Genomic DNA, 12,567 nt, shown 5'->3' with positions numbered 1-12,567 from the left:
CCCCTGGCCCCACCCCGAGCCCGTCGCCTTCCGGACCGGGTTCCGACGGCGGGGGGCCGAGCCCGGAGCCGTCGCCCTCGCCGAACCCCAGTCCCACCCCGCCGGCGCCCTGGGGTACCGACCCGGACCTCGGTGTCACCTCGTCGTTCCTCCGCAGGCGGGCCGATGACTGCGAGACGGCCTCCGAAATCATCCGCAAGACGCGGGGCGTGGCCGAGGACGCGAACGGGGACCTGGCCCGCGCGGCCGGCGGCTGGCAGTTCACCAGCAGTCTCGACGAACTCGAAGGCCGTTGGGAGGCGCTGAACCAGTTCGTGGTGCAGCGGCTCGACCAGGCAGCGGCCAACTTCCGCCTCAGCGCGGACGCCTACGACGCGAACGAGACGCGCACCGCCTCACAGTTCTCCTGAGGATCACCGACCGCACCGGAACACGGGGACAGGACATGCCCGGCTTCTACGCACTGCTGCAACTCGACGTCGCCGGACTGGAGACGTTCGCCGACGAGTGGGCGACAGTCCACCGAAAGCTGACGGAAGCCCGGACCGGTTTCCACGATGACGTGGTGAAACCCCTCCACGAGGATCACTGGCGCGGCGAGGGCGGCCGCGCAGCGCAGGACTACTGCGACCGCATCCAGTTGGACATCGACGCGCTGGACAAAGAGGTCAGGGCGCTGCGGCAGTTCCTGGACACGGAGGCCGACGGCGCTACCGGCCGCGGCGGCGTGAAGGGTCTCGCGGGCCTGAAGCTGCGCGCCGAGAACCTCCAGCGGGAGGCGCTGACCGAGGGGATGAGCATCACCGACTCCGGCACCGTCGAGTGGGAGGTCATGTACGACCCGAACGACCCCGAGACCCCGAAGATGCTCGACGAGCGCAGGAGGACCGCCGACTCGTTGGAAACGCGGGTGCGCGGGCTGCTCGACGACGCGACCGAGGACGACGGCTGGCTGGCGAAGAGCCTCAAGGTGATCTTCGGCACGGTCGGCAACTTCGAGTCCGAGAACCGGCAGTTCGGCATCGTGGAGCCGACCGCCAAGGACCGGCAGGTCTACAACCAGCTCAACAACGTCGCCGCGTACTTCGCCGTCATGAAGGACTGGCCGACGGCCGCCGGTCTGGTCCAGCACTATCTGGACGGCAGCGGAAAGCCCGTCGAGGTCGAGCCGCAGCAGATGATGAACGACATTCCCGCCTTCCGGAAGGACGTCGACGGCACGCTGGACAACGACGTCCGAAAGCGCGGGGACGGGCCGTTCACCACCGAGTGGTCCTCCACCGCCCCCGATCCCGCGGACGGGGACCGCAGCATGGAGTGGTACTACGCCCTCAACCACTTCCAGTACCGTCTCGTCGGGGAGAAGGAGGGCGACGAGATCAAGTACCACGTCGAGGTCAAGAAGCGCTACGACTGGGGCATCCCCAGCGAGCACCGCGCCACGGTGTCCGGCGGTGGGCCCGGCCCCATGGGCATGGACCTGGAGCAGGCCGACATCGCCCATCTCCATACCTCCGGCATGGCCCAGGACTTCGACGTGTCCGGCTCGTCCGACCAGATGACGGCCCGCTCGTGAAGGACCGTCACACGCTGCTGAAGAAGCTGGCCCTGTGGACCGGGCTCGGCCTCTGCATCGCCTTCATCGCCTGGGTGGCCTGGGGGTTCGTCCAGTTCGACGACGACATCGACCATCCCCGCGAAGGCGGCTTCTCCGGCTGGCAGTGCGACGCCGGCCGGGACTGCGGCTCCTGACGACGCGTTCCTCCAGGTGGAACCACCACAGCCGGATACCTACGCTGCACGCATGCCCTCCCACGACGACGCCACCTTCCTCGACACCACCGCCGACCGCCTCGCCTCCCTGACCACCGTCCGCGCCGTCGCCCTCGGCGGCTCCCGCGCTCAGGGCACCCACCGCCCCGACAGCGACTGGGACCTCGCGGTCTACTACCGCGGCCCCTTCGACCCCGCCGACCTCCGCGCCCTCGGCTGGGAAGGCGAGGTCTCCGAAGTCGGCGGCTGGGGTGGCGGTGTCTTCAACGGCGGTGCGTGGCTGACGATCGAGGGGCGGCGGGTGGACGTTCACTACCGCGATCTCGATGTGGTGGAGCGAGAGTTGGCGCAGGCGCAGGAGGGGCGGTTCCGGGTGGAGCCGTTGATGTTCCATCTCGCGGGGATTCCCAGCTACCTGGTCGTCGCGGAGCTGGCGATCAATCGGGTGCTGCGGGGTGCGCTGCCGAGGCCGTCCGCCTACCCGGAGAAGCTGCACCGCGCGGCGTGCGAGCGCTGGTACGGCACTGCCCAGGCCACCCTCGCGTACGCCAAGGCCAACCACGCCCCGGCAGGCCGCCTCACCGAGACCGTAGGCGCGCTCGCCACGGCCGCCGTGCAGACGGGGCACGCGGTGCTGGCGGGGCGGGGGGAGTGGGTGACGAACGAGAAGCGGCTGCTGGAGCGGGCCGGGCTCCGTGGAGTGGACGCGATCCTCGGGATGGTGCAGCCGCAGCCGACGGCCTTGCTGCGAGCGATCACCGACGCGGAGACGTTGTTCGCCAAGCGCTGCGCCTGCGAATTGCGTTCATAAAGAACGTGCCGTTTCCAAGCATCGTCACATCCCCGAAACCCGAACGCCCCCTCACCACCAAGACCCACCCCTACCGTGGACACCACAGGCCGCGCCCGTCACGGCCCCCCACCGCCCGGCCACCGTCGCCCGAAGGCACCCGCACACCGCCCTCGTCCCGACAGGAGCCCTGTGTCCCGCCCCGTACGTCCGGCCCTTGCCCTTCCGCCCTGGCTTGAACACGCCCTGCGTGCGCAACGGGGACCGGTTCCCTGGAGTGCGGTCACGCGAGGGGCGTTGGCCGCGGGGCCGTTGCTGCTGGGCGCCGTTCTCGTCGGTCGTACCTCCCTCGGTGTCGTCGCCGCCATAGCTGCCATGCTCGCCGGGATCAACGACCGCCCCGGCAGCCGTCGGGGCTCCGTCAAGCGGCTCGGGGTGCCCGCCGCCGTGGGGGCGGCCGGGCTGTTCGTCGGGACGTATGCCGGGGATCACCTCGGGGCCGTGCCGCTCACGCTCGTGCTCACCGGGCTCGGGCTCGTCGCCGGAGGCATCAGTGCCGTCGGGCCCGTCGCCTCCGGTGCCGGTACGCAGCTGCTCGTCGCCGCTGCCATCGGGGCCGGGATGCCGTTGCCCGAGAGCGGGTGGGTGCGGGCCGCGGCCTATCTCGGCGGTGCTGCCTGGTTGCTCTCGCTCCGGCTGGCGCTGCCGACGCCCGGGTCCCTCGTCGGCGACTTCCGGTTCGACGGGGAGCGGGATGCGGTGGCGGCGGTGTACGACGCCGTCGCCGAGCTGCTCGACGCGGTGGGGACCGACCGTGCCACCGCCCGCCGCGTCGCGCTCACCGCCGCCCTCGATCACGCCCAGGACGCCCTCACCGGACCCCGGCTGCGGCGGTACGCCTCCTCGTCCACCGAGCGGCGGCTGCACGCGCAGTACGCCGCGGCCCTGCCGCTCGCCGAGGCCGCCACCGCGCTCGCCTGGGCCGGGGAGGCGGCGCCTTCCCGTTCCGCCGAGGGGCCTCGACGCCTCGCCGCCGCCGTACGCGGCAACACCCACACCGGGCCCCTCCCCGCGCCCTCCCGGTCGGCGCCCGCCCTGCGCGCCCTCGACGACGCCCTGCTGCACGCCGCCGAGGCCTTCGACCGGGGCAGGGGCGACGGCGACCTGCACACCCGGCGTCGTACGGCCGGGGATCTCGTCCGGGCCCTGTTCGGGGCCGGCGGGCGGGAGTACGGGCTGCGTGTCGCCCTCTGTTTCGGGGCCAGCGCCGGCATCGCCCAGGCCCTGCACCACGCCCAGTGGTACGGGCAGCACGAGCACTGGTACTGGCTCCCGGCCACCGCCGTCTTCCTCGTCAAGCCCGACCTCGGGCCGCTCGTGTCCCGGGTGCTGTGCCGAGCCGCCGGCACCGTGCTGGGAGCCCTGCTCTTCGCCGGGTTCGCGGCCGTGCTGCCCCGGCCGGAAGGGCTCATCGCGCTCGTGGCCCTCAGCGGCGCCCTCATTCCCGTGGCCACCCGGCACTTCGCCGCCCAGACCGCCGTCGTGACCGTGCTCGTGCTCGCCCTGGTGATGGTGGGCGGCGAGCCGCAGGCCTCCGCCAGCCGGATCGGGGAGACCCTGCTGGCCTGCGCGATCGTGCTCGTCGTCGGGCATCTGCCGATGCCGGGACAGCGGGGCGGGGGCGTACGGGCTCGGCTCGGCGCGGCGGGGCGTGCCGCGTACGCCTACCTCGACCATGTTCTGCGCGAGTCCGACGGCCGCGCCGACACCGGTGCCGGGGGCCCCGCCCGCTCCGTCCGCTGGACCCTGCGCCGCGAGGCCTACCGTGCGCTCGCCGAAGCCCGTACCGCCATCGCCCTCGCCTCGGCCGAACTCCCCGCGCTCGCCCGGCACGCGCAGGGCGCGGACGAGGTCGTCGCCACCCTAGAACGGCTCGTCGACGCGACGACCGCGTGCGCCGTCCATCTCGACGACTCCGGCCGGCTCACCCTCACGCACGCCGCCCAGCTCACCGAGCTGCTGGACGAGTTCGCGCAGGAGCGCGACCGGGTCGGGCTACGGATCCCCGAGGCCCCCGAAGTGCCCCGCATGCCCCTCGCCGGCTGACGTGGGCGCGATCGCCCGTACGCAGACCAGGCGGTTACCGGCACCGGTCGCCGCCTGCCGCACCTCCGTCGCGAACCCGCCCGAAGGACCCGTCCGGGAAGTCGCCCGGGCGGTGGAGAACCTCGGCCTCGCCCCCGGTGACCGGGGAGGCGCTCCGGGATCGACCCCACGACACCTCCTGGGCCTCAGCCGCCGATCCGCACCCACACCGGCGCATGGTCCGACCCCGCCTCGCTCCGCCGCTCCTGCGGATCCGCCCCCACCGACGGCAACTGCGGCGCACCGGCCCCGGGTACCCCTGCCCCCGCGGCCGTCACCCGTTGGATCAGACGGTGGCTGCAGAGTATGTGGTCGATCAGCTCGCGCCGCCCGGAGTTGACGCGCGAGAAGCGTTGCTCGGCCGGGATCAGCGGCGCCACGTTCCACAGCCGGACGGCGTCACCGTTGTCCTTCACCTTGAAGCCGGGCGTGCCGATCTCCGAGCCGGGCGGGCCCAGCAGGATCTGGGTGGTCGCCGCCTGCACCTCGTCGTTGAGGTCGCCCAGAAGCGCCACGTCACGCGCGCGTCCGTCACCGGCCAGCAGTACGTCCGCCAGCGCGCGCAGCGCCGTCGCCTCGGCCGCCCGGCGGTAGAGGGCGTAGGCGCCGTAGCGGGCCCGTTCGCCCTCGTCCCGGGGATTGAAGCGGTTGCCCGGGTACGACAGCAGTTTCGACTTGAGGTGGGCGACCGCCACCCGCAGCGCTCCGGACCCCGTCTGCGGCTCCGTCTCCACCGCGAGGAAGCCCCGGCCCGACTCCGACACCGCGCCGCCCCGGTCGTCCGTCTGCACGGGGATCAGCTTCTGCGGGAAGGCGGAGGTGTCGTGCAGGACCCGGAGCGCCGTGCGGCTGAGGAAGCCGACCCTGATACCCCGGCCGTCCGCGTGCTCGGAGAGCGCCACATGCCAGTCGCCGGTCAGCATCCCGGTCAGGTCCCGCAGGGCCTCGGGGTCCCCGACCTCCTGCACGCCGAGCAGCGCCGGGTCGAGAGCGGTGACCGTCGCCGCGAGCGCCGCGAGCTTCGTCTCGTACGCCGCCTTGTCCTTGGGGCCGAACTCGCCGCCGGGCCGGTAGAGGTTCTCGAGGTTCCAGGTGCCGAGGAGCATGCCGGGCTCCTTTCAGAAGCCAAAGCCGTAGGCCTCGAAGCCGCCGAGCGGGCCGGGTGCGGCCGTCGGGCAGGCCGTGACGAGGCCAGCCTGCCCGGGTGTCAGGTCCGTGCGACAGACCCCTGACCGGATGCGCGGTTCACCTCACGCGACCCGACGACCGCGTCGTACGTTGGCGTGATGACGCCGTCTCCCGCAGAAGCTCCCGCCGACCTCGTCATCACCGGTTGCACGGTCCTCGTGCACGACGATCAAGAGCGGATCGGGTTCGAGGAGAACGCCGCGATCGTCGTACGCGACGCAGTCGTCGAGGCCGTCACGACCGCCGACGCCGTACGTGACCTGCCCGCCGTCGAGCGTCTCGACGCGACCGGTCAGGTCGCCCTCCCCGGCCTCGTCAACTGCCACACCCACGCTCCGATGGTCGCCCTGCGCGGTGTCGCCGAGGACCTGCCCATGGAGGAGTGGTTCAACGACGTCGTGTGGCCGATCGAGTCCAACCTCCGTGAGAAGGACGTGGAGTTGGGTGCCCGGCTCGCCTGCGCCGAGATGATCCGGGGCGGGGTCACCTGCTTCGCCGACCACTACTTCTCGATGGACGCCGTCGCCGCCGTCGTGGACGAATGCGGGATCCGCGCCCACCTCGGCGAGGCCTACTTCTCCTCCCAGGGGCCCCAAGGGCGGGAGAAATCACTGGAGTTCGCGCTGCGGCATCGTGGCGGCGCGGGCGGCCGTATCACCACCACCCTCGCCCCGCACGCCCCCTACACCGTCGACGACGCCGACCTCGCCGCCACCGCCGAACTCGCCCGCGACCACCGCCTGCCCGTCCATCTCCACGCCGCCGAGAACCGCGACCAGGCCGAGACCAGCCTCGCCCGCCACGGCGTCACCCCCATCGAGGTGCTGAGGCGCACCGGGATCCTCGACACCGACGTCCTCATCGCCCACGGCACCGGCATCCTCGACAGCGACCTGCCGCTGCTCGAAGCCGCCGAGGGACGTACGGCCGTCGCCACCGCCCCGCGCGGCTACCTCAAGTTCGCCTGGCCCACCACCACACCCGTACGCGCCCTGCACGACATCGGCATCCCCGTCGGCCTCGGCACGGACGGCGCCGCCTCCAACAACTCCCTCGACGTGTGGGAGTCGATGGCCCTGACCGCCCTCATCCAGAAGTCGACGTCCGGCGACCCGCGCCGGCTGACGTCCCGTCAAGCCCTGCACCACGCCACGCTCCAGAGCGCCCGGGCCGTCGGACTCGGTGACACGCTCGGCACCCTCGCACCCGGGCGGCGCGCCGACATCATCCTCGTCGACCTCACCGGCCCGCACACCCAGCCCGTGCACGACCTCGCCGCCACCCTCGTCCACAGCGCCCGCTCCGGCGACGTGCGCACGACCATCGTCGACGGACGGGTCCTGATGCGCGACCGCGAACTGCTGACGATCGATGTGCCCGCCGTCGTAAGGGAGTTGGGGGAGCGGATGCCCGCGCTCTTGGACCGCAGTCACGGCAGGCGGATCCAGGAGTACGACGCCTGAGAACCGGTCTCACAGAAGCGATTTGCCGCCAACCACTGGCAGCTGGTCGGTCGAGCAGGCTGGTTTCACGGTACACAGGTAAGCCGGAGCAAACCTGTCTGACGGGAGGCCGGCCGGGTGGAGCTGACGATCAACGTGGCGGTGCTGCTCGCAGTCATCATCGTCCTGCGGCTCGGGCGACGCACCGAGGCGCGGAGCCGTAACGACGAGAAGCTGACCGTGGCCATCGTTTTGGTGTTCGGCGTCCTGGTCGCGCCGACCGCCTTCGGGCAGGGCGTCGCGGACGTGGTCGGTCAACTCGCGCAGGGGGTGACGCAGTCGGGCAGCCCCTGACCGTCCGGCACTAGGCTGATCCGAATGGATCCCGCCGACGGCCTCATCGACCACCCGTACGACGTCTACCGGCGCCTGAGAGAGGTCGCCCCCGTGCACCGGATCGCCGGTCCGGACGGCAGCCCCGCCTGGCTCGTCACCCGGTACGGCGATGTGCGCGAGGCTCTCGCCGACCCGCGGCTGTCGCTGGACAAACGGCATGCGGCGCCCGGCACTTATCGCGGCCTCGCCCTTCCGCCCGCCCTCGACGCCAACCTCCTCAACATGGACCCGCCCGACCACACCCGCATCCGCCGCCTGGTCGGCCGCGCCTTCACCACCCGGCGCGTGGATCAACTCCGCACGCCCATACGGCAGACCGCCGACCGTCTCCTCGACGCCCTCGGCCCGCACGGCACCACCGACCTCATCGCCTCCTACGCCGCGCCCCTGCCCATCACCGTCATCTGCGACCTCCTCGGCGTCCCGGACCGGCACCGGCGCGACTTCCGGGAATGGACCGACGCCCTGGTGGCTCCGGACCCGGCGCGACCGCAGGCCGCCAAGAGTTCAGTTGTCGCGATGCTCGGGTTCTTCACCCGGCTCCTCGCCGACAAGCGCAAGGAGCCCGCCGACGACCTGCTGTCCGACCTGATCGCGGTCCGCGACGAGGGCGACCGGCTCAGCGAGGACGAGCTGATGTCCCTCGCCTTCCTGATCCTCTTCGCCGGGTACGAGAACACCGTGCAGCTCATCGGGAACGCGGTGCTGGCACTGCTGCAGCATCCCGAGCAGCTCGCCGCCCTGCGCGAGGACCCCGCGCGCATCGCGGCCGCCGTGGAGGAGTTCCACCGCTTCGAGGGCCCCGCCCTCCTCGCCATCCGCCGCTTCCCCACCGAGGACATGACGATCGGCGGTGTCCCCGTGCCGGCCGGCGAGACCGTCCTGCTGTCCCCGGCCGCCGCCAACCGCGACCCCGCCCGCTTCCCCGACCCCGACCGTCTCGACCTGTCCCGCGACGCCTCCGGACACCTCGCCCTCGGCCATGGCGTCCACCACTGCCTGGGCGCGCCGCTGGCCCGCGCCGAGACCGAGATCGCCCTGACCGCGCTGCTGGAGCGGTTCCCCGAACTCGCCCTCCAGGACGAGGCCATCCGATGGCGCCGCTCACTGCGCGCTCGCGGCCTGCTCGCGCTGCCGGTGACGTACTCCGAGAAAATCTCCTGAGAATTCTTCGGCCCCGGCGATGAGTTCCGCTCCTCCCACCGGTCACCACCCGGAAGGGACCGTTGCACAGGAGGGGCGCCCATGTCGCTTCCGGAGATCGTCTCGCGCGAGCAGTGGCGCGCGGCGCGTGAGGAACTGCTGGTCAAGGAGAAGGCGGCGACACGCGCGCGTGACGTGCTGAACGCCGAGCGGCGCAGACTGCCCATGGTCGAGGTCGAGGAGGAGTACGTCTTCGAGGGCGGCGACGGCAAGGCGACCCTGCTCGACCTCTTCGAGGGGCGGCACCAACTCGTCGTCTACCACTTCATGTTCGCCCCCGAATGGGACGCCGGGTGCAGGAGCTGCTCGGGGTTCCTGGACCAGATCGGGCATCTGGCGCACCTCAAGGCCCGCGGGACGACACTTGTCGCCGTCTCCCGGGCGCCGTTCACGAAGATCCTGCCGTTCAAGGCACGCATGGGCTGGACGCTTCCCTGGTTCTCGTCGTACGGCACCGACTTCAACCACGACTTCGAGGTGACCCTGGAGCACGAGGGCGAGCCGGTGGAGCGGCCCGGGGTCAGCTGCTTCCTGCGGGACCGGGACCGCGTCTTCCACACCTACTCGACGTACGAGCGCGGACTGGACGGGCTCGGCTCGACCACCGGCTTCCTCGACCTCACGGCGCTGGGCCGGCAGGAGGAGTGGGAGGAGCCCAAGGGGCGCGCGTCGGATCTGGGGGCGCCTGCGGGCAGCGACCGTATCCGATATCACGACGAGTACGACGACTGACACGAGGCGTAGCGATTGATCATTGAGCGTGATCGAATGCTCACACATCGCGGTGAACGAGTGTCAACTACGTCTCAGTCCCGTCACTGAGCGAGGCGATTCACCTCCAGCAGGCGTTAACTCCTACAAGTACGACGCTTATCGGAGGTCAGGATGGTGAACGGGCGAACAGTGCTCGAACGCTTTCCCGCGGGCGGGCCGCGAGGATCGTGGCCGGCGGAGGAGTTCGCTCACGCGCGGCGCATGGAGGGACTGCCCGCCGAGGTCGTCATGGACCTCGCGACGGACGCGTTCCTGGTGATCGTCCGCGGTGACGGCGCGGTGGACGCCGCCGCGTGAGCCTCGGACGCAGGCGTGCCGGTCAGCCGGCCTTGGGTGCGGGCACCCGCGTCGTGAACTGCTCGGCCTGGAGCGAGTACAGCTCGGCGTAGACCCCGCCGGTGGCCAGCAGTTCGTCCGGAGTCCCGGACTCCACGAGCCGGCCCTGGTCGAGGACGTGCACCAGGTCGGCATGGCGGACGGACGCCAGCCGGTGCGTGATGAGGACGACCGTCTGCCCGGTGGAGGCCAGGGCGCGGATCTTCTCGAAGACCTCCAGCTCGGCCCGTGCGTCCAGGGCCGCCGTCGGTTCGTCCACGATCAGGATGCGGCCGCGCCGGTAGGCGGCCCGGGCGATGCCGAGCCGCTGCCACTGACCGCCGGACAGCTCGTGCCCGCCGTTGAACTGGCGGGCCAGCAGGGTGTCCAGGCCGCGCGGCAGATCGGCGACCACCTCCTCGGCACCGGCTTCGGTGACCGAGGTGGCCAGGCGTTCCTCGGTGAGGGGCACGGAGGAGCGGCCCACCGCCACATTGACCCGGGCGGTGAACGGCCAGCGCTTGAAGTCCTGGGCCACCATCGCGATGCGCTCGGCAAGTTGGTGCCGGTCGGCGCCGGCCGCGTCGACGTCGTCCCACAGGATGCGGCCCCGGTCCGGGGTGTAGAGCCCGGCGAGCAGCTTGACCAGGGTGGTCTTGCCGGAGCCGTTCTCGCCGACCAGCGCGACGATCCGGCCGAGGGGGAGGGTGAGCGTGACGTCGTCGAGGGCGGGGGGCTGCTGCTCGCCGGGGTAGGAGAAGCTGACGTTCTCGAAGCGGATCTCCCGTGGGTCCTCGGGCAGGGCGGCGCCGCCGACCGGAATCGCCCGTTCGGCCGCCTCGACGTACAGCCGCTGCAGATCGCCCACGAAGAGCGCCTCCTCGTGGAGCGCGTTGACCTCCAGGACGAGGCTGTCGAGGCTGGACGACCCGGTACGGATGGCGATCACGGCCGTACCCGCCACCGACAGCGCCATGACCTGGGTGCAGCACGCCCGCGCCGGCCATCTGATCAGCGGGCTGCTGACCGAGCCCGCCGCCGCGCCCGAGATCCGCGTCCACGGCGTCGGCCCCTTCCTGCTGCGTCACTACCGGGCGATGTCCGAGACGGCAGAGGCGGAACAGGCCCGCCTTGCCCGGCTCGCCGCGCGCACGGGGCTGATCGCGGCAGCGTGGACGGGACTCGCGACCGTGGCGACGTACGCGACGCTGGGCGGGCTGCTGCTCGCCGGGGTAGGAGAAGCTGACGTTCTCGAAGCGGATCTCCCGTGGGTCCTCGGGCAGGGCGGCGCCGCCGACCGGAATCGCCCGTTCGGCCGCCTCGACGTACAGCCGCTGCAGATCGCCCACGAAGAGCGCCTCCTCGTGGAGCGCGTTGACCTCCAGGACGAGGCTGTCGAGGCTGGACGACCCGGTACGGATGGCGATCACGGCCGTACCCGCCACCGACAGCGCCATGGCACCGGCGAGCAGCAGCCCGCCCAGCGTCGCGTACGTCGCCACGGTCGCGAGTCCCGTCCACGCTGCCGCGATCAGCCCCGTGCGCGCGGCGAGCCGGGCAAGGCGGGCCTGTTCCGCCTCTGCCGTCTCGGACATCGCCCGGTAGTGACGCAGCAGGAAGGGGCCGACGCCGTGGACGCGGATCTCGGGCGCGGCGGCGGGCTCGGTCAGCAGCCCGCTGATCAGATGGCCGGCGCGGGCGTGCTGCACCCAGGTGTGGAAGGACTCGTAGCGGCGCCGGGCGTTGGTCAGTGCGCTCCAGGCGCTGGGCAGCGTCATGGTGGCGAGGAGCGGGAGCAGGGCGGGGTGCAGCACGGTGAGCACACCGGCCGCGGCGATCAGCGAGATGGCCGCGTTCACGACACGGGCGCTGTAGGAGATCATGCGGCGGGCGGACGCGGCGCCGTACTGCGCGGTGTCCAGCAGCTTGTGGAAGGCGTGATCCTCGATCGCGGCCAGCTCCACGGCAGCCGCCCGCTCCAGATACAGCTCGGTCGCCACGCGCTCCACCTTGGGCTCCAGACGCCCGGTGGCGTACGTCGAGGCGGCTCGCAGCAGCGTCGACACGACCATCACGGCGGCCATCGCGACGAGCGCGGGAACGGCGCCCCGTAACCGCCCCTCCAGTTCCCCACCCTCGAACAGCCGCCCCAGCACGCTGTTCACGGCGAGCAGCCCGACCGCCTGCGCCAGTCCCCGGGCCACCTCGGCCACGAGCACGGTCCGCGCGGCCCGCCGATCGGCCTGCCAGGCGAGCCGGAAGCTCGACGCGAGGAGCGACGGCAACCGCGTCACCATCGCCCGGAAGTTCAGCTCCAGAAAGGCGTCCCGATGCTGGTTCCACCCCATGTCGTACCGCAGGGGCCCGCCGAAGAGCAGCCGCTCCGACTCCGACACCCTCGACTCACCGGCATCACTCTGCTTTGCCACCGCTCATCCCCCCGACGCCGCTCGTGACGAAGGGCCACTATGGCGGGGGCGGTGGCGTCGGGGGGATGAGCGGTGGCAAAGCAGAGTGATGCCGGTGAGTCGAGGGTGTCGG

General features: G+C 71.9%; 11 protein-coding genes and 2 pseudogenes. 10 read left to right on the top strand and 3 right to left on the bottom strand.

The window, feature by feature from the left end:
- From EAO75_RS46425 to EAO75_RS01300, 5 genes are all read left to right on the top strand, one after another.
- A partial coding sequence (locus EAO75_RS46425) for a hypothetical protein (protein WP_222723910.1) occupies positions 1-410 on the top strand: 410 nt, incomplete at its 5' end.
- A 35-nt stretch (positions 411-445) separates the two neighbouring features.
- Positions 446-1,576, top strand: coding sequence for a hypothetical protein (locus EAO75_RS01315; protein ID WP_147993180.1), 1,131 nt, complete (start codon positions 446-448; stop codon positions 1,574-1,576).
- Positions 1,573-1,752, top strand: coding sequence for a hypothetical protein (locus EAO75_RS01310; RefSeq protein WP_147993179.1), 180 nt, complete (start codon positions 1,573-1,575; stop codon positions 1,750-1,752). Before EAO75_RS01315 ends, EAO75_RS01310 begins: the two co-directional genes overlap by 4 nt.
- 52 nt (positions 1,753-1,804) lie before the next feature.
- Positions 1,805-2,584, top strand: a complete 780-nt coding sequence (locus EAO75_RS01305) for a nucleotidyltransferase domain-containing protein (RefSeq protein WP_147993178.1) — start codon at positions 1,805-1,807, stop codon at positions 2,582-2,584.
- Between the two features lie 171 nt (positions 2,585-2,755).
- Positions 2,756-4,669, top strand: coding sequence for an FUSC family protein (locus EAO75_RS01300; RefSeq protein WP_147993177.1), 1,914 nt, complete (start codon positions 2,756-2,758; stop codon positions 4,667-4,669).
- 185 nt (positions 4,670-4,854) lie between these two features.
- Here EAO75_RS01300 and EAO75_RS01295 read toward each other — a convergent pair whose 3' ends face one another.
- Positions 4,855-5,814: an endonuclease/exonuclease/phosphatase family protein gene (locus EAO75_RS01295; protein WP_147993176.1), complete on the bottom strand. Its 960-nt coding sequence runs from the start codon at positions 5,812-5,814 to the stop codon at positions 4,855-4,857.
- A gap of 180 nt (positions 5,815-5,994) precedes the next feature.
- On the opposite strand from EAO75_RS01295, the gene EAO75_RS01290 reads away from it, so the two are divergent.
- From EAO75_RS01290 to EAO75_RS01270, 5 genes are all read left to right on the top strand, one after another.
- Entirely contained in the window at positions 5,995-7,359 is a 1,365-nt protein-coding gene (locus tag EAO75_RS01290) for an amidohydrolase (protein WP_147993175.1), read from the top strand.
- A gap of 117 nt (positions 7,360-7,476) precedes the next feature.
- A complete protein-coding gene (locus EAO75_RS01285; RefSeq protein WP_147993174.1) occupies positions 7,477-7,692 on the top strand; it encodes a hypothetical protein in 216 nt (71 codons plus the stop codon).
- 24 nt (positions 7,693-7,716) lie between these two features.
- Positions 7,717-8,898, top strand: coding sequence for a cytochrome P450 family protein (locus EAO75_RS01280; RefSeq protein ID WP_147993173.1), 1,182 nt, complete (start codon positions 7,717-7,719; stop codon positions 8,896-8,898).
- Between the two features lie 81 nt (positions 8,899-8,979).
- A complete protein-coding gene (locus EAO75_RS01275; protein ID WP_147993172.1) occupies positions 8,980-9,669 on the top strand; it encodes a DUF899 domain-containing protein in 690 nt (229 codons plus the stop codon).
- A gap of 153 nt (positions 9,670-9,822) precedes the next feature.
- The gene (locus EAO75_RS01270) at positions 9,823-10,008 is read left to right on the top strand and encodes a hypothetical protein (RefSeq protein ID WP_030948256.1); all 186 of its coding nucleotides are present in this window, start codon (positions 9,823-9,825) and stop codon (positions 10,006-10,008) included.
- 22 nt (positions 10,009-10,030) lie between these two features.
- Here EAO75_RS01270 and EAO75_RS01265 read toward each other — a convergent pair.
- A pseudogene (locus EAO75_RS01265) lies at positions 10,031-11,002 on the bottom strand (ABC transporter ATP-binding protein); the annotation flags it as partial.
- Positions 11,003-11,249: 247 nt separating this feature from the next.
- Positions 11,250-12,374, bottom strand: a pseudogene (locus EAO75_RS46940) (ABC transporter ATP-binding protein); the annotation flags it as partial.
- Positions 12,375-12,567: the final 193 nt, after the last annotated feature.

The organism is Streptomyces sp. UW30, from assembly GCF_008042075.1.
Lineage (GTDB): Bacteria > Actinomycetota > Actinomycetes > Streptomycetales > Streptomycetaceae > Streptomyces.
This window is presented reverse-complemented; position numbering and strand designations above follow the sequence as displayed.